This is a genomic window from Actinomadura citrea (assembly GCF_013409045.1).
Classification (GTDB): domain Bacteria; phylum Actinomycetota; class Actinomycetes; order Streptosporangiales; family Streptosporangiaceae; genus Spirillospora; species Spirillospora citrea.
This window is the reverse complement of record NZ_JACCBT010000001.1, coordinates 798,458-820,963: the sequence shown is the minus strand read 5'-3', so window position 1 is coordinate 820,963 and position 22,506 is coordinate 798,458. Positions and strand designations below refer to the sequence as shown.

General features: G+C 71.1%; 24 protein-coding genes. 12 read left to right on the top strand and 12 right to left on the bottom strand.

The window, feature by feature from the left end:
- Window positions 1–39: 39 nt before the first annotated feature.
- Entirely contained in the window at window positions 40–615 is a 576-nt protein-coding gene (locus tag BJ999_RS04120; protein ID WP_179832033.1) for a hypothetical protein, read from the top strand.
- 35 nt (window positions 616–650) lie between these two features.
- Here BJ999_RS04120 and BJ999_RS04115 read toward each other — a convergent pair whose 3' ends face one another.
- Window positions 651–1,670, bottom strand: a complete 1,020-nt coding sequence (locus tag BJ999_RS04115; protein WP_179832032.1) for a winged helix-turn-helix domain-containing protein — start codon at window positions 1,668–1,670, stop codon at window positions 651–653.
- Window positions 1,671–1,854: 184 nt separating this feature from the next.
- On the opposite strand from BJ999_RS04115, the gene BJ999_RS04110 reads away from it, so the two are divergent.
- Window positions 1,855–2,190, top strand: coding sequence for a hypothetical protein (locus tag BJ999_RS04110; protein WP_179832031.1), 336 nt, complete (start codon window positions 1,855–1,857; stop codon window positions 2,188–2,190).
- A 76-nt stretch (window positions 2,191–2,266) separates the two neighbouring features.
- Here the strand turns inward: BJ999_RS04110 and BJ999_RS04105 are convergent, their stop codons facing one another.
- Genes BJ999_RS04105 through BJ999_RS04095 form a run of 3 tightly spaced genes read right to left on the bottom strand, consistent with a single transcriptional unit; the run spans window position 2,267 to window position 4,507 of the window.
- Window positions 2,267–2,590, bottom strand: coding sequence for a hypothetical protein (locus BJ999_RS04105; RefSeq protein ID WP_179832030.1), 324 nt, complete (start codon window positions 2,588–2,590; stop codon window positions 2,267–2,269).
- Between the two features lie 10 nt (window positions 2,591–2,600).
- Window positions 2,601–3,593 (bottom strand): bile acid:sodium symporter family protein, encoded by a 993-nt coding sequence (locus tag BJ999_RS04100; RefSeq protein WP_179832029.1) that lies wholly within the window; start codon window positions 3,591–3,593, stop codon window positions 2,601–2,603.
- A 47-nt stretch (window positions 3,594–3,640) separates the two neighbouring features.
- Window positions 3,641–4,507 (bottom strand): isocitrate lyase/PEP mutase family protein, encoded by an 867-nt coding sequence (locus BJ999_RS04095; RefSeq protein WP_179832028.1) that lies wholly within the window; start codon window positions 4,505–4,507, stop codon window positions 3,641–3,643.
- A 615-nt stretch (window positions 4,508–5,122) separates the two neighbouring features.
- Between BJ999_RS04095 and BJ999_RS04090 the strand changes: the two genes are divergently transcribed.
- The 3 genes from BJ999_RS04090 to BJ999_RS04080 all read left to right on the top strand — a co-directional run bounded on the left by BJ999_RS04090 (window position 5,123) and on the right by BJ999_RS04080 (window position 7,515).
- Window positions 5,123–5,845, top strand: a complete 723-nt coding sequence (locus tag BJ999_RS04090; protein WP_179832027.1) for a S1 family peptidase — start codon at window positions 5,123–5,125, stop codon at window positions 5,843–5,845.
- Window positions 5,846–5,877: 32 nt separating this feature from the next.
- Window positions 5,878–6,435, top strand: a complete 558-nt coding sequence (locus BJ999_RS04085) for a snapalysin family zinc-dependent metalloprotease (protein WP_179832026.1) — start codon at window positions 5,878–5,880, stop codon at window positions 6,433–6,435.
- A 231-nt stretch (window positions 6,436–6,666) separates the two neighbouring features.
- Complete coding sequence (locus tag BJ999_RS04080; protein WP_218934930.1) at window positions 6,667–7,515, top strand: class II glutamine amidotransferase; 849 nt, start codon at window positions 6,667–6,669, stop codon at window positions 7,513–7,515.
- Window positions 7,516–7,547: 32 nt separating this feature from the next.
- On the opposite strand, the gene BJ999_RS04075 is transcribed toward BJ999_RS04080, so the two are convergent.
- From BJ999_RS04075 to BJ999_RS04060, 4 genes are all read right to left on the bottom strand, one after another.
- Window positions 7,548–8,429, bottom strand: coding sequence for a diacylglycerol/lipid kinase family protein (locus BJ999_RS04075; protein WP_179832025.1), 882 nt, complete (start codon window positions 8,427–8,429; stop codon window positions 7,548–7,550).
- A 136-nt stretch (window positions 8,430–8,565) separates the two neighbouring features.
- Window positions 8,566–9,117: a copper chaperone PCu(A)C domain-containing protein gene (locus BJ999_RS04070; RefSeq protein WP_179832024.1), complete on the bottom strand. Its 552-nt coding sequence runs from the start codon at window positions 9,115–9,117 to the stop codon at window positions 8,566–8,568.
- Between the two features lie 124 nt (window positions 9,118–9,241).
- A complete protein-coding gene (locus BJ999_RS04065; protein WP_179832023.1) occupies window positions 9,242–10,018 on the bottom strand; it encodes a class I SAM-dependent methyltransferase in 777 nt (258 codons plus the stop codon).
- A gap of 99 nt (window positions 10,019–10,117) precedes the next feature.
- Complete coding sequence (locus tag BJ999_RS04060; RefSeq protein ID WP_179832022.1) at window positions 10,118–11,101, bottom strand: sigma-70 family RNA polymerase sigma factor; 984 nt, start codon at window positions 11,099–11,101, stop codon at window positions 10,118–10,120.
- Between the two features lie 133 nt (window positions 11,102–11,234).
- Between BJ999_RS04060 and BJ999_RS04055 the strand changes: the two genes are divergently transcribed.
- On the top strand, window positions 11,235–12,656 hold the full coding sequence (locus tag BJ999_RS04055; protein ID WP_179832021.1) for an MFS transporter: 1,422 nt from the start codon (window positions 11,235–11,237) through the stop codon (window positions 12,654–12,656).
- A 37-nt stretch (window positions 12,657–12,693) separates the two neighbouring features.
- Here BJ999_RS04055 and BJ999_RS04050 read toward each other — a convergent pair whose 3' ends face one another.
- The 4 genes from BJ999_RS04050 to BJ999_RS04035 form a co-directional block, all read right to left on the bottom strand.
- The gene (locus BJ999_RS04050; protein ID WP_179832020.1) at window positions 12,694–13,851 is read right to left on the bottom strand and encodes a sulfotransferase family protein; all 1,158 of its coding nucleotides are present in this window, start codon (window positions 13,849–13,851) and stop codon (window positions 12,694–12,696) included.
- A gap of 13 nt (window positions 13,852–13,864) precedes the next feature.
- Window positions 13,865–14,650, bottom strand: coding sequence for an SDR family oxidoreductase (locus tag BJ999_RS04045; protein ID WP_179832019.1), 786 nt, complete (start codon window positions 14,648–14,650; stop codon window positions 13,865–13,867).
- Window positions 14,650–15,870, bottom strand: coding sequence for a hypothetical protein (locus tag BJ999_RS04040; protein ID WP_229810248.1), 1,221 nt, complete (start codon window positions 15,868–15,870; stop codon window positions 14,650–14,652). Before BJ999_RS04040 ends, BJ999_RS04045 begins: the two co-directional genes overlap by 1 nt.
- 92 nt (window positions 15,871–15,962) lie before the next feature.
- Entirely contained in the window at window positions 15,963–16,421 is a 459-nt protein-coding gene (locus BJ999_RS04035) for a nuclear transport factor 2 family protein (protein ID WP_179832018.1), read from the bottom strand.
- 312 nt (window positions 16,422–16,733) lie between these two features.
- On the opposite strand from BJ999_RS04035, the gene BJ999_RS04030 reads away from it, so the two are divergent.
- The 6 genes from BJ999_RS04030 (at window position 16,734) to BJ999_RS04005 (ending at window position 22,347) form a co-directional block, all read left to right on the top strand.
- Window positions 16,734–18,368: an NAD(P)/FAD-dependent oxidoreductase gene (locus tag BJ999_RS04030; protein WP_179832017.1), complete on the top strand. Its 1,635-nt coding sequence runs from the start codon at window positions 16,734–16,736 to the stop codon at window positions 18,366–18,368.
- Window positions 18,369–18,613: 245 nt separating this feature from the next.
- Window positions 18,614–18,856 (top strand): hypothetical protein, encoded by a 243-nt coding sequence (locus tag BJ999_RS04025; RefSeq protein ID WP_179832016.1) that lies wholly within the window; start codon window positions 18,614–18,616, stop codon window positions 18,854–18,856.
- Between the two features lie 128 nt (window positions 18,857–18,984).
- Complete coding sequence (locus tag BJ999_RS04020) at window positions 18,985–19,659, top strand: hypothetical protein (protein ID WP_179832015.1); 675 nt, start codon at window positions 18,985–18,987, stop codon at window positions 19,657–19,659.
- A gap of 175 nt (window positions 19,660–19,834) precedes the next feature.
- Window positions 19,835–20,623, top strand: a complete 789-nt coding sequence (locus BJ999_RS04015; RefSeq protein WP_179832014.1) for a glutamate ABC transporter substrate-binding protein — start codon at window positions 19,835–19,837, stop codon at window positions 20,621–20,623.
- Between the two features lie 28 nt (window positions 20,624–20,651).
- A complete protein-coding gene (locus BJ999_RS04010; RefSeq protein ID WP_179832013.1) occupies window positions 20,652–21,293 on the top strand; it encodes a hypothetical protein in 642 nt (213 codons plus the stop codon).
- 16 nt (window positions 21,294–21,309) lie between these two features.
- Window positions 21,310–22,347, top strand: coding sequence for an XRE family transcriptional regulator (locus tag BJ999_RS04005; protein ID WP_179832012.1), 1,038 nt, complete (start codon window positions 21,310–21,312; stop codon window positions 22,345–22,347).
- Window positions 22,348–22,506 lie beyond the last annotated feature (159 nt).

The following is a 22,506-nucleotide window of genomic DNA, read 5'->3' as shown; positions in this document are numbered from 1 at the left end:
CCCGAGGGTGAGGGCGTCGCCGACCGTAGGAGGAACACCGTGCAAGGACAGGAGACCGCGCACCATGGCCGGGGCCGCGCGCTGTTGCGGCGCTGGCCCACGGCGGTGGCCCTGGCCGCCGCGGCGCTCATCGTGGGCGGCGGTCTCGGAGACCTGGACGAGGCGGTGTCCGGGTTCGGCGAGCTGATGCTCCTGCTGCCCCTGGAGTACCTGATCCTCGACCGGATCGGCCGGCGCGGGGCGTCCTGGCCCGTCGTCGGGTCCCTGGTCGTGGCCATCGTCGCGATCGACATTCTGGACGTGGTCCCGCTGTCCGCCGTCATCGTGGCCGCCGCGCTGGTCCTGCTGGTCTGGGGAGTGGTGGCCGGGACGCCGGACGGGCGGGCGATCTTCGGGGCGCAGGCCGCGGGGATGCTCGGGTTCGGTGCGATGGCCCTCGTGGGCCTGGCGGTGGACCCCGACCTCGGCCGCTACCTGGTGGCGGCCGGCTGGCTCCTCCACGGGGTGTGGGACGTCGTCCACCTGAAGCTCGACAAGGTCGTCTCCCGCTCCTACGCCGAGGCCTGCGGCGTGGTGGACGTGGCGGTCGCCGCCATGCTCGTCTTCCTGCTCTGACCGCCGCCGGCACGGTCCCGCGGAGCCGATCTGGATCAGCACCGGCCCGCGCCCCGGGAACGGGAGGCCCGCGAGGACCGGAGGGGGGAGGTGGACGGTGAGGTGACGGTGTCGCCGAGGGGGGTGCGGGTGTAGAAGGTGCGGCCGGCGTGGCGGGCTTCGGTGATGAGGCCGTTGTCCCTGAGCACGGCGGCGTGGCGGGACAGCTGCGAGGCGGAGATCCCGGTGCGCCGCAGGATGGCGGTGGTGGGGGTGCCGAAGGTGACGGTGGCGAGGATGGCCGCGCGGGTGCCGCCGATCAGCTTGGACAGCGCGTCCGGGACGGGGCCGGGCGCGGGGGTGTGGTCGATCGGGTAGACCAGCAGGGGCGGCAGGTCCGTGTCGGCGAACGCCACGGGCGAGCCGGAGCAGAACCATGACGGGATCAGGGTGAGACCCCGGCCGTCCAGATGCACGCTGTGCTTGATCGGGTAGGGGGTTTCCAGAACGCGGTCGCGCGGGTGCCAGATCGCGGCGGGGAACAGGTTCGCGAGCATCGTGTGGACGCCGCGGGTGGCGTGGACGGCGGCGAGCCGGGTGCGTTCGGTGGCGATCCGGTCGGTGATCGCGGGCCAGAGCGGGACGAGTGCGCTGTTGAAGTAGGCGCGCATGGTGTCACCGAGCAGGTGCAGTGCGGAAAGGCGGCCGTGGGCGAGTTCGGCGCCCCAACTGGGCGCTCCGCTCCGCGTGGTGAGCCGGTGCAACTCGCTTCCGATCCGGCCGCGAGGAGTGGAGAGGACGGCGTCCAGACCTACCTCGAAGCCGTACATTCCTTCATAGGGCGTTAGGAAGTCTGGAAAGTAGGACGAGGCCGGCGCCAAGGGCAGCAGGTGGCGATGGACGCGCAAGCCGAGACTCTGCCCGGAAAGGGCTGCCAGAGTGTCGGCCCGCCACTGCGCCACATCGGCCGGAGACGCGCCGGGCGTGCTTCCGGGCTGGAGCTGGTGCAGGCTGAGTACCAGTTCCCACTGGAAGTGCGGGTCGGAGCAGACCCGGACGCGCGCCAGATCCTGCATTGTGAAATGTACCGATAACCGTGACATCGTTCCCCCGGTCGCGGTGACCACTCCGGCCAGTATGGTGCGAGCCGGCCTTTTGCGCGAGGACACAAACGGGTGGACCGGCTGACAGTTCTTTGTCCAAGCTGATATGTGTCCGAACCCGGACGATCATTCAGAACACAAAGAGCCAGGAGAGAACATGTCGAATCCGATGACGCGGTTCCGGGCGGCCGGGGTCGTGCTGGCGGCGCTGGCCGGTCTGGGCATCGCGCCCGCGCCGGGCGCGAGCGCCGAGCAGGCGGCGGCGACGGGCTACATGCACCTCTGCCGGAACAACAACGGTACGGCGTGCACCGCCTACTCCCCCGCGGGCGCCTGCCGCCCGATGGCGCCCGCGGTCTTCAAGTCCGCGATCAACGGCTCGAACCAGGGCCAGTACGTCTACCCTTCGCACAATTGCCAGGGTCCGGGCCGGTACCTGCCGCCGAGCGCTCACGTGAACGATTACACGATTCGCAGCTACCGGCACAGCTAGGCCTCCGGTGGGTGGTCCGCGGTGGTGCCGCCGACCACCCACCGTCTCCGGGCCGGCGAGGGACGCCGCGATCGGGCTATTCGTCGTCGGACTCCGTGGGGGCCAGGTCGGTGGAGGTGCCGGTCAGGGAGCCGTTCGACGAGCCCGGGGACATGCCGCTGGACGCGCCGCTCACCTCGTTGATGATGTCGCTTCCGGGGCTGCCGTCGCCCTTGGCGAAGTTGAGGGAGCGGTCCATCTCCAGCAAGCTGTCGTTTCCGGCGTCGTCGCCGCTGTTGTAGGTGTTCAGGGCGTTCACCCCGATGCTCGGAGAGTTCGTCGCCGAGGCCGAGGCGGTGTGCGCGCCGAAGGAGGCGAACGCGGCGATGGCGAGGAGGGAGGCGATGAGGAGGCGGTGCATGATGTCCTTTTCAGGCTTTCGCGGGGCTCGGCTCGGGGGCTGCGAAGCGTTGTGCGAGCCAGGAGCACACCAGTAGCTGGAGCTGGTGGTAGAGCATCAGGGGGAGGACGACCGTGCTGACGCGGGCGTCCTCGAACAGGACGGTCGCCATGGGCAGGCCGCTCGCCAGGCTCTTCTGGGAACCGCAGAACAGGATCGCGACGTGGTCGGGCCGGGAGAAGGCGCCGAGGCGTGAGACGAGTCCCGTGGCCGCGAGCGCGAGGGCGAGCAGGGCCGCGACGACGAGGGTCAGGGCGCCGAGTTCCGCCGGCGCGAGGTCGTTCCACACACCGTTGACGACGCCTCGGCTGAAGGCCGTGTAGACCACGAGCAGGATCACCGCGCGGTCGTAGCGGGACAGCGCCCGGCGCCGGGCGCGGACCTGGTCGCCGATCCAGCGCTGGGCGACCTGGCCGAGCAGGAAGGGCAGCAGGAGCCGGACCGCGATATCGCGGACGGTGCCGAGCGAGAACCCGCCGTCGCCCGCCGAGACGAGCGCGGCCGCCAGCAGCGGGGTGAGGACGACGCCGAGCAGGTTGGACAGTGAGGCGCTGCAGATCGCCCCCGCCTCGTTGCCCCGTCCGATGGAGGTGAGCGTGATCGACGTCTGCACGGTGGACGGCAGGACGCACAGGAAGACCACGCCCGCGTACAGGGGCTCGCTGAGCAGTGCCGGGGTCAGCGGCGCGCAGGCGAGCGCCAGCGCGGGGAAGACGAGGAACGTGACGGACGAGATCGCCACGTGCAGGCGCCAGTGGCGGAGCCCGTCCAGCGCCTCGGCGGTGCGCAGCCGTGCGCCGTAGAGGAAGAACAGCAATGTGATCGCGACCGTGCCCGCGTGGTCCAGGCCCGCGGCGAAGGCGCCGTCGGCCGGGAACATCGCGGCGATTCCCACGGAACAGAGAATCGCCGCGATGTAGGGGTCGATGTGCAGCCGCGTCAGCGTCGCGGAGATGGTGCGCATTGGCCCTCTGCTTCTTGTGACGTGCCGCCATCGGCCACCGGACGGGGTCAGGCGAGAAGGCCCGCCGGCTCCGGATCGGAGTGGTTGCGGCTGATGTTGCGCTCCAGCAGGGCCAGCGACTCCCGGACCCCGACGCTGTTCGCGGTGTGCTCGGGCAGGCGGCCGTCGTCGCGCTTGAGCCGGACGATCGCCTCCTCCATGGCGCTCTGGGCGGCGAACAGGCACGGGGTGCTGTAGATCGCGACCTTCACCCCGAGCTCGGTCAGCTCGGGCAGCGAGATGCGCGGCGACTTCCCGCCCGCGATCTGGTTGAACAGCAGCGGCTTGTCGCCGATCACCGACCGGACCCGGCGGATCTGCTCGATGCTCCGGACGCCGTCGACGAGGACGACGTCCGCGTCGGTCCGCGCCAGCGCCTCGGCGCGGGCCAGGACCTCGTCCTCCTCTCCGGCGTCGGTGCGGGCGACCACGACGAGGTCGCGCCGGGTCCGCAGCACCATGTCGAGCTTGTCGAGGTACTCCTGCAGCGGCAGGATCCGCTTGCCGTCCACGTGCCCGCAGCGCCGCGGCCGCTGCTGGTCCTCCAGGATCACGCCGGACGCGCCGATCAGCTCCAGCTGCTCGATGACGTGGCAGGCGACCTCGGGGTCCACGTAGCCGTCGTCGATGTCCACGAGCAGGTGCCGCCCGGGGAAGGCGAGTCGCAGCCGCTGCACGAACGCGACGATGTCGGGCCAGGCGATGAAGCCGATATCCGGAAGGCCGTAGTGCGACGCCGCGAAGCCGAAGCCGGACACGAAGAGTCCGTTGTAGTGCTGTGCGGCGACGGAGGCGGAGAACATGTCGAAAACCCCGATCAGCGGGGTGGTCCCCTCCGACAGGATCTCGCGTCGCAGCTCTTCTCCGTAGTTCACCTTTCTCTCCTTTCGTCGTGTTGGGCGCGGGCGACTTGTCCGTCTAAGACGGAACGCCACACTTTGTGGCGAGCACACGGCAGTCGGTATTCCGTGTCGTGAATAGTTACCCATGCATCAAGCAAAATGCGGGTAAAGAAAGTCGAGGGAAGAGGTAAAAAGGTAAAGGATTCAGTCCGCTTTGAAGGACATTAGGGGGAATTGCGCTTTTACTCGTCGAAGCCGTTCACGGAAGTGCGCTTGACCGTGCCGGCCCCGTCGCGAGCGCCCCGCCGTCCGCCGGCGAGCGGACGCTCCCGGTGAACACCAGGTGAACGCACCGGAACCGGCGGATTTCTATGCCCCTCGAAATACACATTGAATATCTAGTGCTTTTCACGTGCTAGAAGGAGGCCGTTTCCCTCAACTACTCTCCCGTAGCTGTGGTCCCCGCGAGAAGGCCAATACGCCGGCGCATGCACAGGAGCATGCGGGTCCGGCTCATGTCGGTCGCCGCCATCTTTCTCGCGAACGCATTTCCCCGCAAGCCCGCCGAGGAATTCATGGCGAGCGCGGCCCGCTGTGCGCGGGACAGGACGGCCCCCGGCGGCATGAACCCCCGATTGGAGAACCGTCATGCGCAAACTGCTGCACGCGACGCTGGTCGCGTGCGCCCTCGCGCTCGCGATGTGCGGTGTGACGTCCGCGAACGCCGCCGAGCCCGCCGGTGAGGGCGGGGTGCCGATCATCGGCGGCCACAACGCCACCGAGACGTACTCCTGGATGGTGTCGCTGAGCAACGGCTGCGGCGGCAGCCTGGTCGCCGCCCAGTGGATCGTCACGGCGAACCACTGCGGCGCGGCGTCGCAGGCCCGGATCGGCTCGACGTACAAGAGCTCCGGTGGCGAGGTCCGCCAGATCGACCGGCGCACCACCCGGTCCGGTACCGACCTCACGCTGATGCACCTGTCCGCCCCCGCCCAGTCGGCTCCGGTGAAGATGGCGCAGTCCAACCCCGCCGCGGGTACGCCCGTGCGGCTGCTCGGCTTCGGCTGCATGAGCTGGCCGAGCTGCAGGACCGCCTCCGTCCTCCAGGAGATCGACCTGACGATCCTGTCCAGCAGCAGGTGCGCGGCCGGCGGCGGCACCGCGAACGACGTGTGCGTCTCGGGCGACCGGACGCACTCGGCCTGCCACGGTGACTCCGGCGGCCCGGCGGTCGTCGGCACCCGCGGCGACTGGACGCTCGTCGGCGAGACCCACGGCCCCGGCGACAACATGGGCGAGTGCGCCACCACCACGCTCTACACCGGCATCGCGCCGTACCTGTCGTGGATCAACCAGCAGATCGGCCGTTGACCCCCGGTCCCCCACCCCGTAGGAGTTCCCCCATGTCACTTCGCAAGATCATGGCGGCGCTGGCCGTCACGCTCGGGTTGTCCTTCCTGGTGCCCGCGCTGGTCGTCGAGCCGGCGTCGGCCGCGGCCCCGGCCGCGGTCCGCACGATCTACTACGACGCCAGTGCCGCACAGGAGTTCAGGGCGGCCGTCGACCAGGGCGCCGCCGCCTGGAACGCGGCCGTGCCCGCGATCCAGCTCAGGGCCGCGACCGGTGCGCAGGCCACCGTCAAGGTGTACGCCGACAACGGCTGGCCCCGCACCTACATGAACGGTTTCGGCCGCGCCACCATCTACATGGGACGCGAGGCGGTCAACGACGGCTTCTACCCGCCGAGGATCGCCGCGCACGAGCTCGGGCACGCCCTCGGCCTGCCCGACAACCGCAACGGACGCTGTGACTACCTGATGTCCGGCCACAGCTCGCCGACGTCCTGCCAGAGCACCACCCCGCACTCGACCGAGGCGGCCCAGGTCACCCGCAACGCGGGCGGCCTGGTGCCCGCGGCGCTCAGCCGGGAGACCCGGTACGTGGACTGCTTCGTCTTCTGACCGTTCGCCACTCTCCTGACCGCGCCGCACAGCGGGCACACCGGCAGCACGTGCCCGCGGTGCGGCGCGTCCGGCCCTCCCCCGGGCGGCGCGGGCCCGCGGAGTCGTCCCGTGCTGGTGGCGGCGGGCCTCATCGGGTAGGGAGGAACAAAAGGGGAGTTCGGTCCTGGCCGAATCGCGGGGGCGGGCTCCCGGTCGTCGCGGGGGCGAGTCGATGCGAGGTGGGTGGCGATGTGCAGGTGGATGGCCTACTCCGGGGATCCCGCCCTGGCGGAGGCCCTGCTCTTCCGGCCGGCCCATTCCCTGATCAACCAGAGCCTGCGCTCCCGGCTGGGAGAGGAGACCACGAACGGGGACGGCTTCGGCATCGGCTGGTTCGGGGAGAGCCGGCTCCCGGGCGTGTACAAGAGCGTCCTTCCCGCCTGGAACGACCCGAACCTGCGCGAGATCAGCCGGGAGATCCGCACCCGGATGCTGTTCGCGCACGTCAGGGCCTCGACCGGCGCCTCGGTGCAGCGCAGCAACTGCCATCCGTTCCGGCACGGGCGGTGGCTGTGGATGCACAACGGGGCCATCGCGGACTACCCCAGGCTGAAGCGGGACGTCATGCTCGCGGTCGACCCGTCGCTCTACCCCGAGATCGAGGGCACGACCGACTCCGAGGCCCTGTTCTACCTGGCGCTCACCTTCGGCCTGATGGAGGATCCGCCGGGCGCCGTCGCCCGCACCATCGGCCTCGTCGAGGACCTCGGGCGGCGCCGCGGAGTGCCCGATCCGCTGCAGATGACGGTGGCCACGAGCGAGGGTGAGTCGATCTGGGTGTTCCGCTACTCCAGTCTGGGACGCACGAGGTCGCTCTTCTACTCCACCGACATCGCCCAGCTGCGCGGGCTCTATCCAGGGCTCGACGTCCTCCAGGGGCTCGGGACGGACGCGCGGTTCGTCGTGTCCGAGCCGATCCACCATCTTGAGGGCGCGTGGAGGGAGGTGCCGGAGAGCTCGTACGCGATCGTGCGGCCCGGCACGCACGAGCTGCACCCCCTCGTCCCCGTCCGGACGCGCCAGGAGACCACCGCCTGACCGTTCCGGCGGCGGTTCCGGCGGCACCTCCCTCAGGCGGGCTTGGCCGGGGCGATCAGCCGCCAGGCACGGGGGTGCAGGGTCCAGGTACGGCTGGTGTAGGGGCCGGACACCTCGCCGTCGCTGTTGCTCCGGAACTCCTGTCCGCTGATCCTGACCTTGCGGGCCGTGGTGTGCAGGACGTCGTCCCGGTAGCGGTGGCTGCCGTCGCGCAGGTGCAGGGCGTAGGCGATGCGCGCGACGGGTCCGGTGGCGGCGGAGACGACCAGTTCCAGCTTCCCGTCCCCGGGATGCGCGTCCGTGGCCAGCTGGGCGGAGCCGCCGGCGATGCCGGGCGCGTTGCTGAGCGCGACCATCAGGAACTTGCCCTCGGCGACGAGTTCACCGTCCGCCTCGACCCGCTGCCGCCACCCGGAGTGGCGCAGGCCCGCGATGATCGCGCCCAGCGGGAACGCCGCGACCTTGAGCCTCCTCTTGAACCGTGTCGCGCTCTCCGCCGCCGATGCGCCGATGCCCACGTGCACGGCGTTCAGCGTGACGCGGTCGTCCTCGTCGACGATCATGTCCAGCTCGCGGTGCCCGCCGTCCAGCAGGAGGCGGACGGCCTCGTCGGGGTCGAGCGGGATGCCGAGGTTGCGGGCGAGGTCGTTTCCGGTGCCCATCGGCAGCAGCCCGACCGTCCGGTCGAGCTCGCCGCGCCGGTGCAGGGTGCGGACCAGGCGGTTGATGGAACCGTCCCCGCCGGCGGCCACGACGACCGCCTTGCGGTCCTGGTCCAGCGCCTCGTCGAGGTCGTCGGGCGCGACGCACGGGCAGACGGTGACCTCCTGCCCGGCGTCCCGGATCAGCGCGGCGACCCGGTCCAAGGTCTGGGCGTCGTGCGTTCCGGCCTTGGCGTTGGTGAAGAGAATCATGGTCCTCAGATCGGCCGTGCGGGGCCTCCGGGGGGCATGGCACGGCGACGGAGGCCTGGGGGGATCCCACACCGCTTCTGCCTTCCCTCCCGCGCCCGGATGATGCAGGTCGCGGGGTGTCGGACGGGTCACGGCGTCAGGGCGCCGGGGAGTAGCTCTGCAGGTCGCCCTGGCGGGCCTGGACCGGGGCGTTCAGGGACCCGCTGCCCGCATGCTGGAAACGCAGGGTGAGCGGAACGAGCTCGCCGGACTGCAGCGGCTTCCTGAGCCCGCGCAAGATGATCTTTGGCGCCGGCCCGACCTGGACGTCCCGGCCGGCCGGGAGGGCGATGGTCCCGCCGACGATCTCGGCGGACGCGGCCTGGGGCGAGGAGACCGACGTCAGCGTGTCGGCCCCGGGCCGGGGGGCCGGGCTCCCGGAGGCGTTGAAGCTCTCGACCTCGCTGGGCGAGTTGACCATGGTGAGGTAGACGGGCGCCGACCCGCCCTGCGCGATCGTCCGCCCTTCCTCGCCGCCGAGGACGAAGAGGTTGCGGATGGCGACCTGCCCGATCTGCCCGGCCACCCCGGCCGCGGGCGACACGTCGGTCTCCGTGGGATCGTCGCCGCAACCGGCCAGGAGCGCGCTCGCCAGCAGTACCGGCGCGGCCGTGACGAGCGCGGCGCGTGCGGTCCGAGCGAAGTTCATCGTCTCCCCGATCTGACGTCACCCCGACCTGCCGAAGATCCCGCAGGGCGGAGCGGACCAAACCCTCGCGGACGTAAAGCCGCGGGAACCTCCGCACGAGCGGCGCCGCGGCTCCCCGGCCTCCTCACCGGGTGACGCGGATCTTGGATTGGCCGTGCGGGAGCTCTTCCCAGTCGTCCATGAAACGGGCGGTGAAGCCGTGGCTTTCGGCCAGGGACGTCAGGGTCTCGGTGCGGTAGTAGAAGTCCTCGCGCAGCACGTGGTGCTCGGTTCCGTCGGTGCGGTCGAAGGTGAAGTCGAAGAATCCGCCGGGGGCCATGACGCGCCCCACATTCGCGAGGCACTCGTCGATGACCTCCAGCGGCGAGTGGCTGAAAACGCTGTGCGCGTGCACGACCGTGAAGTGCTCCGCCGGAAGGAAGCGCAGTTTCAGGTCACCGACCAGCGTCAGGTGCGGCAGTTTCTCGCGGAGGTCGTTGCGGACGAGGGTGTGCTGCGCGGCGAGCAGGATGTCGGGCGAGATGTCGATGCCGTAGTAGTTGCCGGCGTCGAGGTGGTCGATGAACCGCCAGCCGGCGCGCAGGTTGCCGCAGCCGATCTCCAGGAGGCGGTCGTCCGGCTTGAGACCGTGCCTGAGCAGGTAGTCGAACTGCATCTGGCCGAGGGCGAGCCAGCGTTCGCGGGTCGGGCTGCCGACGGCGGCCTCCGGGCTCCTGGCCGCGTCCGCCTTCATGACGGCCCGGTAGTAGGCGACGTGGTCACGGCTGGAGACCCGGAATTTCAGATCTCGTGCCACTCGTGACAGATATGTGCCGATCTTTTCCGGGTTCTGCGCGGCATAGCGAAGCCGGTAGGCCAGGCTCGCGCGATTCCGGCTGGTGGGCGGCAGTGCTTTCGTCATCGGGCTCGTCCCCCAAAGAGCACCTGCGGTGATGCCCCGTGACCTACCCGTCCGCCGCGTTCCGTAAAAGCGGGGACGCGGCGGACGGGGCGAGCACGATCACACGTGGACCCGCGGAAGGTCGAAGTCATCGAAAAGGGACGGGTCCATAAAACTCGAAATGTGCGCGATTCCGGAATGGGTGGGAGTGATGACCATGATGGAATGCGCGCGCAGAACGCCGTCGTCGCCGCGCAGGTACGCGCCGAAGGCGGGCTGGCCGTTCGCATGGACGGGGACGAGCAGGTTGGGATCGCGGCCGGAGGGCAGCCGGGCGGCGAGCAGCCGGCCGATGGCCTCCCGGCCGCTGAACCAGTGCGGAACGGGCGGCATCTCCCAGGCCGCCTGCTCGGTGAGGAGCCGGGTGAGCGCGGGGATGTCGACCGTCTCGAAGGCCCTGGCGAACCGGTCGAGCAGTTCGCGGCGCCCCGGCTCGTCCGGCTCGGTGATCTCGTCGCTGGCGGGGACGAGCCGCTCCAGGCGGGACCGGGCGCGCAGCAGCGTGCTGTTGACCCCCGCACCGGTCATCCCGAGCATTCCGGCGACCTCCGCGGCGGGCCATCCCAGCACGTCCCGCAGGACCAGCACGGCCCGCTGCCTGGCCGGCAGGTACTGCAACGCCGCGATCAACGCCAGCCGCAGCCCGGCCCGCTCGGCGACGACCGTCGCCGGATCCTCCGGGACGCCGCCGACGAGGCGGTCGGGCAGGGGCCCCAGCCAGGGCACCTCCGGGACTCGCGACCCGGGCGGCGGCACGTCGTCGGTCGGCGACGCGAGACCGGACGGCAGCACCCGCCGGCTGCTGTGCTCCAGGGCGTTCAGGCAGGCGTTCGTCGCGATCCGGTACAGCCACGTGCGCAGCGACGCCCGGCCGTCGAAGGTCGCATACGACCGCCACGCGCGCAGGTACACCTCCTGGACCAGGTCCTCGGCGTCGTGGACGGAACCGAGCATCCGGTAGCAGTAGGCCAGCAGCTCCCGCCGGAACGGATCCGTCATCCGCCCGAACTCCTCGGGCCCGGCATCTCTCTCATCGGTCTTCATCAGGACGCACCTCCCCATGTACTGACCGGAGGCCAGGGCCGGATTCGTCGGCTTCCGCCCGCTGAACATCGCCCGCGCGGCCGGTTTGTACAGGCGATGGCGAGCCTCGCCTGACTACCTGGAGGGAACGCGCATGGCGCAGAGGACAAGCGGCAGGCTGCTCGGCCTGACCGCGACGGCGTCGCTGATGGTGGCGCTGGACGCGACGGTGGTGACGACCGCGCTGGCCAGGATCCGGCTGGACCTGTCCGCCACCATGGAACAGCTCGAATGGACCGTGAACGCCTACGGCCTCAGTTTCGCCGTCCTGCTGATGACCGGCGCCGCGCTGGGCGACCGTTTCGGGCGCCGGCGGATGTTCGTGAGCGGGCTCGGCCTGTTCACGGCCGCCTCGGCGGCCTGCGCGGCGGCGCCCGGCATCGGCTGGCTGATCGCCGCCCGCGCCGTCCAGGGGTGCGGGTCCGCGCTGGTGATGCCGCTGGCGATGGCGCTGCTGAGCGCCGGGTTCCCGCCCGAGCGGCGCGCCCGGGCCCTCGGCGTCTTCGCCGGGGTCACCGGCCTGGCGGTGGTGGCCGGGCCGGTGGTCGGCGGAGTCGTCACCGAGGGGCTGGCCTGGCAGTGGATCTTCTGGCTCAACGTGCCGATCGGGCTGGTGGTCGTCCCGCTGGTGCTCCGGTACGTCCCGGAGAGCCGGGGCGGCGGCGCCTCCTTCGACCTCGGCGGCGTCCTGCTGGTGACGGGCGGCGCGCTCGGGCTGGTCTGGGGCCTCATCCGCGCCGACGGCTCCGGCTGGGACGCCTTCGAGGTGGACGCCGCGCTGGCGGCCGGGGCCCTGCTGCTGGCGGCCTTCGTCGCGTGGGAGCTGCGCGTCCGGGAGCCGATGGTGCCGATGCGGCTGCTGCGCTCGCGCGGTTTCTCCGCGGGCAACGCCGCCGGGCTCCTCATGTACGCGGCGCTGTACGGTTCGCTGTTCTTCATGGCCCAGTTCCTCCAGACGGTGCTCGGGGCCGGGCCGATGACCGCCGGGCTCCAGCTCGTTCCGTGGACGGCGACCGTGACCGTGGTGGCGCCCGCCGCGGGGGCGCTCGTGAACCGGGTCGGGGCCCGTCCCCTCACCGCCACCGGACTGGCCCTGCAGGGCATCGGGCTGGGATGGATCGGCCTCACCGCCGGGCCTTCGACCGCCTATCCGGAGCTGATCGCGCCCATGATCGTCGCGGGGGCCGGGATCAGCATGGCGATGCCCGCCGCGCAGACCGCGGTCATCAACTCCGTCGCGGCGCGGGAGATCGGCAAGGCGTCCGGCGTCTTCAACGCCCTGCGGCAGCTCGCCGCGGTGCTCGGCGTCGCGGTCGCCGCCGCGCTGTTCACCGCCAAGGGCGGCTACGGGACCGCGGAGACCTTCTCCGACGGCTTCGGACCCGCCCTCACCCTCACGGGCGCGCTGTCGCTGGCCGGTGCTCTCGCCGGCCTGTTCATGCCCGGACCGGACCGGGCGGCCCGGACGTCCCCGGCGCCGCCGGTCCCGCGGCGCGCCCCCGAGCCGACCCGCTGAGACGCGGAGACGCCGCGCCGTCAGGCGGGTTCGCGGCTCACCGGAGTCCGGCGGCGTAGTCGGCGAAGCGCTCGTCGACCTGCTCCGGGGTGAGGCCGAAATCCGCGAGCGAGTACCGGTGGGCGGGTTTCGCGGCGCCGGTGGAGCTCTCGCCGTGGAGCCTCGTCATGGCGGCGCGGGCGTCGTCCGTCAGCGGCAGCCCGAACTGCGCGTAGACGGACTCGACCGTGCCGATCGGGTCGCGGACGAAGTCGTCGTAGTGGACGTCCGCGAACCGCGCCGGGTCGTGCCGCTCCCGTTCGGCGCGGAACCGGTCGAGGCCCCGGCTCCACAGGTCGAGCTGGTCGCGGCCGATCGTGGCGCCGGTGAACACGTCCGACCATCCGGCGGTGGCGTGCGCGGCGAGGCTGCACATGGACGCCATCGCGGTGCGCGGCGTGCGGTGCGTCTGGACGATCAGCGCGTCGGGGTAGACCTCCAGCAGCGCGTCCAGCGCGAACAGGTGGCTGGGGTTCTTCAGCACCCAGCGCCGGCCGGGGTCGTTCAGGCCGATGAGCCGGAGGTTGCGCCGGTGCCTGCGGTAGGCGTCCGTCCAGTCCTGCCCGGCGAGCCAGGACGAGTAGGTCGGCAGGTGCGCCAGGCACTCGAACGAGATCGACAGCATGCTCTGGCGGAGCAGCTGCCAGCACTCCTCGACCGAGTCCGCCGAGATGTAGTGGACGCCCATGAACTCGGGGTTCTCCACGTGGTGCCGCCGGTATCCGGCGTCGATCGCCTGGAAGACCGGGTCGTCGGCCCAGGTCCCGCGCGGCGGCCGCGGCTGCGGCACCTCGGCGAGCCACAGGTCGAGTCCCTGGTGCGCGGGGTCGGCGGTGAGGAGCCGGTGCAGCGCCGTGGTCCCGGTGCGGGGCAGGCCGGTCACGAAGATCGGCCGCTCGACGGCGACGTCCGCGTGTCCGGGGTGCCGCCGCCAGGCCGTCTCGGAGAACTGCCGGGCCACCAGGGCGCCGCGCAGCAGCGCGCGCTGCGCCTTGTTGCCGAGCGGTGTGAGCCCGGCGTCCCCGGCCAGCGACTCCAGCAGCACCTTCAGTCCGTCGAGGTACTCGTCGCCGCCGAAGTCGTCCGTCCCGGTGATCTTGCTGGCCGAGGCGTGGAGGTCCTCGACGGTCCCCACGCTGTCGCGACCGTTCGTCATCGGTCCGCCCTTCCTAGTGGTGCCACTCGCCGGAGTTGACGTCCAGGCACTGACCGGTGACGGCGCGGGCCAGCGGCGACAGCATGAACACGGCGGCGTCGGCGACCTCGTCGGGCTCGGGCAGCTTGCGCAGGTCGGTCGTCGCGGCGTTCTCGTCGTAGACCTGCTGCGCCGTCACGCCGCGCTTCTCCGCGAGGTGGTGGAAGTACCACTTGAGGTTGGGCGCCCAGATGTAGCCGGGCGCGATCGTGTTGACGCGGATCCCGCGCGGCCCGAGCTCGGTGGACAGGTTCTGTGCCATCGCCAGCAGCGCCGCCTTGGCCATCTTGTAGGCGCCGAACGTCCGCCGGGAATGCCGCAGCACCGCCGAGTTGATCATGACGACGGAGCCGCGGGACTCTTCCAGCACCGGGACGAACAGCCTGGTCAGATGGAGTGCGGCGAGGACGTTGGTCTCGAAGCCCGCCCGCACCGCGTCGAGGTCGACCTTCGTCAGATCGGTCAGCGGCGGGGTGGCGAAGGCGTTGTTGACCAGGCCGTCCACCCGGCCGAACGCCTCCCGCGCGGCCTCGGCGAGCCGCTCGCAGGCCGCCGCGTCCCGGATGTCGGTCGGGACGGTCGCGGTCCGCCGCCCGAGCTCCTCGACCTCCTTGGCGACCTCGGCGAGCCGCTCCTCGTTGCGCGCGGCCAGCACGACGTCGGCCCCGGCCTTGGCGCACTGGAGCGCGAGCCCCCGGCCGAGTCCCGGGCCCACGCCGGAGACGACGACGACCTTGCCGTCCAGCAGTCCCGCGCCCATCAGCCGAGCATCCTCTTCGCGACGGCGGTCTGGCGGGCGGCGATCCGCTCCGCCCATTCCTCTCTCCCGACGCGCTGGCCCTCGTGGAAGGGCAGGGCGCGCGGCAGATCCTCGAACGGCACGACCTCGACGCTCGGCCCGTCCTCGGGCGTGAGGTCCCGGGTGAGGCGCTGCCAGCGGAACTGCAGGTAACCGCGGCGGTGCCCGGTCCGCTCGATCCAGTTGGCGAGCCCGGGATCGCGCTCGCTGACGACGTACCGGATCATGCCGTCCTCGTCCACGCGGGCCTGGTCGGTGGTGAGGCTCGTCTGGTGGTTGATGTAGTCGAGCGAGACGTACCACATGCTGCCGAGCTGGAAGCCCTGGTAGGGCGCCACTTCACGGTCGGCGGCCGGGGCGGTGATGACCATCGCCTCGTCCTCGTCCAGGTCGTAGTGACCGACGGACGAGAACTGCGTCGCCAGCCCGCCGGGCGTGGGCCGCGGCTCGGTGAGCGTGTTGACCGGCAGTTGCAGGTAGTGCCATTCGGGGAAGGCCAGGAAGGTCCGGATCCGGGACACCAGCATTCTGCCCGCTATCTCGTACCGCCTGGCCATCCGGTCGGACGGGACGGGCAGCGGCGAGGTCCCGAGCGTGTCCGCACGGTGGATGCGGATCTCCCCCCGTCTCTCGCTCTCCCAGTCGCTGAAGACCTCGCGCACGATGAGCATCGCGGAGCCGGGGGCGAGCGCGACGTATCCGGGCCCGGCGTCCCGTCTCGGCGGGCCGAACCGCAACTGGAACGTCCCGTCCTTCGCGATGTCCAGCTCGCGGTCGTCGAAGGCGGTGAGGCTGTCGGGCGACTTCGCGGGCGAGTAGTCGCCGTTCATGATCTGGAAACTGAGGTCGGCGGTCGTCCCCCGGCGCCCGGTCACGACGTATTCGGCGTCGTCCCGGATGTAGGCGTGGAAGTACAGCGTGTCGGGATTGTCGAGCCCGAGCTTGGTGTAGGGCCCGGTGGACGACGCGAAGAACGGATAGTCCTGCTGGTAGGCGCCCACCATGTGCAGCGACGCCTTGATGCTGCCGGCCAGGTAGTCGAGGCCCTCGGCCAGGTCCTGGTCGGTCTTGACGTGCGGCGCGGCGCGGACGATCCGCTCCGCCTCCACGACCGCGTCGGCGAACGAGCGCGTCGCGGCGCCCAGGCGGTCGGTGCTGCCTTCGGCTGGGTCGGTGGCCACCGGGCTCTCCTCGGTTCGCGGGCGCGAGGCCGTGCTCTGGCGGAACGGAGATTAGAACGCGTTCTAAGTGGGCGGCAACACCCGCGTCCCGCTCAATGGGAGGTGGTGAACTTCAGGCTCGGCGCGTCGTCCAGCGACACCATGTACTCGTAGGTCCGCCGGTGCCCGGTCTTCTCGACCCGCCATCGGCCGCCGTCCCGCCGGTAGACGTCGTGGTAGAAGGCGGCACCCCGGATGAGCAGCCGGGCCCCCGGGAGGACGATCGTGTCGTCCAGCGACCAGATCCCCGTCGCCCGGTCCCCGTCGAGGTCGATCTCCGGGCATCCGGCCGTGTGCGCGCTGATCTTGTCCGGCCCGAGGTTGGACCGCATGTACTCGACGATCGCGTCCCGCCCCTCCAGCCTGAGCGTCTTACCGAGCACGGGCGTGTCGTACTCCGCCACCGCGTCCTCGGTGAACACCTCGGCGAACTCGTCCCACAGCTTCAGGTCGACGCACCGCAGGTACCGGTACTTGAGCCGCCGAATCTCTTCCAGGGCAACCAGGTCCATGCGCCCAGCCTCCTAGCTCCACCCGCAAAACACAAGAACACGTTCTACCCCCGCGCCCTGCGCCGGGGGCGGGGCGCACCTCTCCGGCCGGGCCAAACATCCGGCAAAAGGTTGGAATCGGTTGATCGGCACCCACCGGACCGACGCCCACCGGACCGGGCAAGATCCCCGCGCCCGGATTCCCGTGCCCGGCAGGGGAGGCGAGCGCCGGGCGTCCCAGGCGACGGACCCGGGTCCCCGGAGGCCGCCCCGCGCCCGGACGGCCGCGGTCGCCCTTCCGGTCCGGCGGCGGCGATTACGCTGGTAGGGGTGATGGCACCGGTCATTCTCGTGGTGGATCACGACGCGGGTTCGCGGCGTGTACTGCTCGCCGACCTCACGCGACGGCTGGGCGAGGCGTTCACCGTGAAGGGTGCGAGTTCGCCCGGGGAGGCCTGCGACGCGCTGGAGGAAATGGCGCGGGCGAAGGAATCCGTCGCGCTGCTGATGGTGGACGACGCCTGCGCCGACGTCCTCACGCGAGCGCATGAGTCGTATCCCAATGCCAAGCGCGTGCTGATGGTGGACCGCGACTACACCTCGACCAGTCCGGCGGTCCAGGCGATCGCCCTCGGGTACGCCGACTACCACCTCGTCCGGCCGTGGACGAACGACGAGACGATGCACCGCGCGGTGAGCGAGTTCCTGTCCTCGTGGACGGAGGAGCAGGAACCGACGTTCGAGCTGTTCCGCGTCGTCGCCGAATTGGACGACCCCCGGGTGCTGCGGCTGCGCGACGTGATGGCGCGCTTCAACCTGCCGTTCGTGGTCCACCCGCCCGGCGAGGAGACCGGGCGGCGGCTGCTGCGGGAGGCCGGCGTCGACGCGTCCCGGCTGCCGGTGGTGATCCGCTACGACGGCCGGGCGTACGTGGACCCGCAGGTCCCCGATCTCGCCTGCGCGATCGGCGTCAGCGTCGTGAACGACCTGGAGGTCTGCGACATCGCGATCGTCGGCGCCGGGTCGGCCGGGCTGACGGCGGCCGTGTACGCGGCGTCCGAGGGGCTCGACACCGTGCTGCTGGAGCGCGCCTTCTCGGGCGGGCAGGCCGGGACGAGCCCGATGATCAGGAACTATCCGGGGTTCCCCCACGGCATCGCCGGCGGCTACCTGATGGAGCGGACCTGCGAGCAGGCGTGGCTGATGGGCGCGCACATCGTCTTCGCCCAGCAGGCGGTCGCCCTCGAAGGCCGCGGCGACCGGCGGGTGGTCCGCATGGCGGACGGCTCCGAGGTCAGCGCACGCGCGGTGCTGATCTCCACGGGCGTCGACTGGCGGCGGCTCGGCGTCCCCGGCCTGGAGGCCCTCGTCGGCGCCGGAGTGTTCTACGGGATGGCCGTGGGCGAGAGCCGCGCGATGCGGGGCCAGGACGTCTTCATCGTGGGCGCCGGGAACTCGGCGGGCCAGGGCGCGCTGCACCTGGCCAAGCACGCTCGCACGGTCACGCTGGTCGTCCGGGGCGACAGCCTGGCGAAGTCGGCGTCGACCTACCTGGTGCGCGCCATCGAGACGACGCCGAACATCGTCGTCCGCCGGCGGACCGAGGTGGTCGGGTGCGGCGGCGGCGAACGCCTGCGGTCCCTGACGCTCGCCGACCGGGTGTCGGGCACCACCGAACGCGTCCCGGCCGCCGCGCTCTTCATCATGATCGGAGGGGAGCCGCACACGCGGTGGCTCCCGGACGGCGTCGCCGGCGACGAGCACGGCTACCTGCTCACGGGCCGCGAGATCTACGACCGGGACCCGCCCCGCTGGCCCCTCGACCGGGACCCGATGCCGCTGGAGACGAGCATGCCCGGCGTCTTCGCCGCGGGAGACGTGCGGAAGGACTCGATCAAGCGGGTCGCCTCGGCGGTCGGTGAGGGCGCCACGGCCGTCCGCTCGGTCCACGAATACCTGGCGCTCTGAGCCGCCCACGCCGGTTATCGGCCGTTTTCGGAGACGGTTGGCGGGTTCCGGGGACGGGGACGCGCTCGGCGCGGCACTCTGAGGCGGTCGAAGTCGCATGAAGGGCGCGGCGGCGGAGCGTCCTTCCGCTTGTCTTGGAGTGTGGTCCTGTGGTGGACGGTTCGGTTGAGGACGTCCCATCGGAAACGGCTGAGAGCGCCGAGCCCCGGGACGGGGAGGCGTCCTGGCTCGGACGTGGAGTCGCGTTGTTCACGCCCGTGTTCGCTGTGGCGGCCGGTTGGCTCGCCGGAGTCGTGGCGCAGCTCGTGCCCGGGGCTCACCTCGACGAGACGCAGGTGACGACGTTCATGGTGGCCGCGACGACCGCGGCGCTCGGTTCCGGGTGGAAGTGGCTCCAGGGATGGCAGCAGCACGAGCGGCTCGTCGCCGACGGAAAGGCCGCGCCCGTGAGGAGCAGCCGGGAGCGGCGGAGTCGCAAGGCGACGTGAGGCGGGTGCCGGAAAGGTAGGCATAGCTCTACCGCGATGCGGGGGGCACGCCCACGGACAGGCCGTGTCCCGCCCGGCAAAGTGTTCCGCAGATGCCGCCCCCACTCGCACTTGAGAAAGGCACTCTCGTGGACACAGTTCTCGCCCGGCGCTTCACCGGATGGTCGTGCCTCGCCGCCGCCGTCGCCCTCATCGTCGAGGTTCCGCTGTACTTCGTCTACTCGGGCCCGCCGCCGGACTCCAATGTCCTCTCCCGCCTTCTCCTCGGAATCCTGGCCCTCGGATTCCTGCTCCTCTTCGTGACGGGCTTCCGCGAATTCGTCAAGAGCGTCGACCCGCGGTACGAATGGGCCGGGAACTTCGCCTTCGCCGCCGGGCTCGCCTACGTTCTGGTCACCCTCATCTCCAGCGGCCTCGAGGCCGGGGCCGTCATCGCCGCCGACCGTCCGATCGACCCGACCATCTCCGTCAGCGGGACGTACATCCTGTACGGGTCCATCGGTCGCATGCTGCTGGGGTTCTTCCTGGTCGCGCTGGGCTACGCGGTGACGAAGACCGGTGCGCTGCCGCGCTGGACGGGGAAGTCCGCCTACGTGCTGGCCGCGGTCAACTTCGCCTTCATTCCCTCGCTCTTCTTCGGCAACGACCCGTCGTTCTTCTACGCCGCCAACGGCTGGGGCACCACCGCCTCCCTGGGCGCCATCCTCAGCTACTGGCTCCTCCTGATGGGCGTCGTCACGCTCAGGGGTGAGCGAGGCGCCACCGGCCGCCTGGCGCAGGGGACGCACCGAGTCCACGGCTGACTTCAGCGAAGTGCGCCTGACGGCTGCCGGAGGCATATCGCCCCGGCGGCCGTCAGGCCATTTGGCGACCTGGGCGCGTGCGACGGCGGTAAGGGTGCCGAGAGGTTCACCAGCCGGCATTGGACGGTCGCCTCACGTTCATCCGGCGGCCGTTTTCTCTCGCTAGTCATGGTTCGTGCGCGCCATTTTCGTGCTTCTAGCCCTCGCACTCGCACTGGTGGGATGTGCGACCGCCAAAGCCTCGATCCGCAGCCAGGACGTCATCGTGGTCGGGGTCAAGGCGGACCAGCCCGGGTTGGGGCTGAGGAAGAACGGGGTGCTCCAGGGTTTCGAGGTCGACGTGGGCGGCTACATCGCCCGCCGCCTCGGGGCGTCCCATGTGACGTTCCGCGAGGTCAGGTCCGACGACCGGGAGCAGCTGCTGAACCAGCACGCCGTCGACCTGGTGCTCGCGTCCTACTCGATCACACCGGACCGGGCCAGGCTCGTCCACTTCGGCGGGCCCTACTACGTCGCTCACCAGGACGTCATGGTGCGGCGGAGCGAGACCCGCGTCCAGAGCGTGCGCGATCTGGCCGGGCGGAAGATGTGCCAGGCCAGCGGGTCGGTCTCGACCGAGCGGGTGGTGGTCGGTCTGAGTATCGCCGCAAGGCTCGTCCCGGGATCGTCCTACAGCGACTGCGTGGCGAAGCTGCGATCCGGGACCGTGGACGCCATCTCCACCGGCGACCTGGTCCTCGCCGGGTTCGCGGCGCCGGACCTGAGGATCGTCAACGCGCCCTTCACCGACGAGCGGTACGGGGTCGGGATGCGCAAGGACGACGCGGACGGGTGCGAGGCGGTGAACCGGGCCATCACGACGATGTACCAGGACGGGACGGCCGGCCGCCTGCTGGACAGGTGGTTCGGGAAGAGCGGGCTCACGCTCGTCCGCGAGGTCCCCGAGTTCGAGGGCTGCGCGTAATGTCGGCGGCTCTGGCTATGGTCGGGACGTGGCTGAGGACAGGGACGCTTGGGACGAGCTCTTGGCAGCGGGCTTCCTGCACGCCCTGCGGGAGGCCCACCGCGAGGCGACGCTGGCCGTCTTCGGCGGGCTGAGCCGGGCGGCGGGGTTCACGGAGCGGACGTACGGGGTCGGCGCCTTCGACGCGCTCGCGTCGCAGATCGACCGGGTCTTCGAGGCCGAGCCGCAGGTCGTCCGCGACGATCTGAACGGCTCCCCCGGCTGGCGGTACGGGCCGTACCGCGTCCTTCTCAAGCGGCACGAGTTCGGGAACGTCAGGGGCATCCGGTGGGACCGCGACAGCCCCACCAAGCAGGCCGTGGCCAGGCAGACCTACGTCGAGGACCCGCAGCTCGTCCTCCCGCTGGGCATCGAGGCGCGCGACACGCCCGGGGTCGTGACGCTGGTGCTCGCGCACAGCGCCACCGAGGCGCCGCTGGAGATGGAGCTCTTCCTGGGCCGCCCCCGGTGGAACGCCGACGGCGGCACCGCCTGGCACTGGGTCACACCCCTGGACGACACCATCGGGCCCGATCCACGTCGTAAGCTCGTCGAGCGGACGATGCCGCTGTGGGACGACCGGGAGGACGACGTCCCGATGCGGCTCCGCGGGGAGACGAAGACGGCCTAGCAGAAGGTGGCGCGGGGTGCTGTTCGACTGCGAGCGGCTGACGCTCGCCCGGCGGCTCAGGGGCCTGCGCAAGAACCAGCTCGCGCAGGCCGTCGGGACGACGCCGAAGGCGATCGGGCAGTACGAGGCGGGCGTGCAGAGGCCCGAGGAGCCGACGGTGCGGCGGCTGGCCATCGCGCTGGGCGTGCCCGTCGAGTTCTTCCAGAGCGGCCGCAGCCCGGTCTCCATGGACGGGGCCCATTTCCGGTCGCTCCGCTCGACGACGCAGATCGAGCGGGACCAGGCGCTCGCCTACGGGCGGATCGCCACCGACGTCGTCGCCGTCCTCGAACGGCTCGTCGACCTGCCCGAGGTCGACCTGCCCGAGTACCCGGTCTCGCCGGAGGAGATCGCCGGCCCCGGGCCCGCCGAGGCGGCGAGGCTGACCCGCAAGGCGCTGGTCGAGCGGGCCGGGCCGGTGCCGCACGTCGTCCGGCTGCTGGAGTCCCACGGCGTGCTCGTCCTCGTGCTGCCGCGGGCGGCCGAGCGGGTGGACGCCTTCAGCGTCGGCGTCCACCCGAGGCCGATGGTGTTCTTCAACCCGGCCAAGGGCGACTACTGGCGCAACCGGTTCGACGCGGCCCACGAGCTGGGGCACCTGGTGATGCATGCCGACGCCGAGCCCGGCGAGAAGATCGTCGAGGACCAGGCGCACCGGTTCGCGGCGGAGTTCCTCATGCCGGAGGCCGACATCGCGGGCGAGCTGCCCGCGGGCCCCGACTGGGACCGGCTGGCGGAGCTGAAGGCGTCCTGGGGCGTCAGCATGGCGGCGCTGCTCTACCGGGCCCGCACGCTCGGGATCATGACGGAGTCCGCGTACCGCAACGCGATGAGCGCGCTGAGCTCGCGCGGCTGGCGGCGCCAGGAGCCGGGCCCGGCCCGTCCGCTGGAGCAGCCGACGATGCTCACCCGCGCGCTGGAGGTCGTGGAGGGCGCGGGCACGGATCGTGACCGGATCGCCGGAGACGCCCGGGTCACGCGCGCCGATCTGGACCTGCTCGTCCCGCGGCGGTGACCCCTACTGGAACGCTCCTGCCCGCGCGTTCCACACAATGGCGGGATTTGTAAAGCCGCTGCGCCAGATAGGTATCCCTGTCGAGGGGTTTCCTGCGCGTTCACCATTGCCTGTGAGACCCTCCGAGAGTGTTGCCGGACCACGTACGGAACGCTGGAG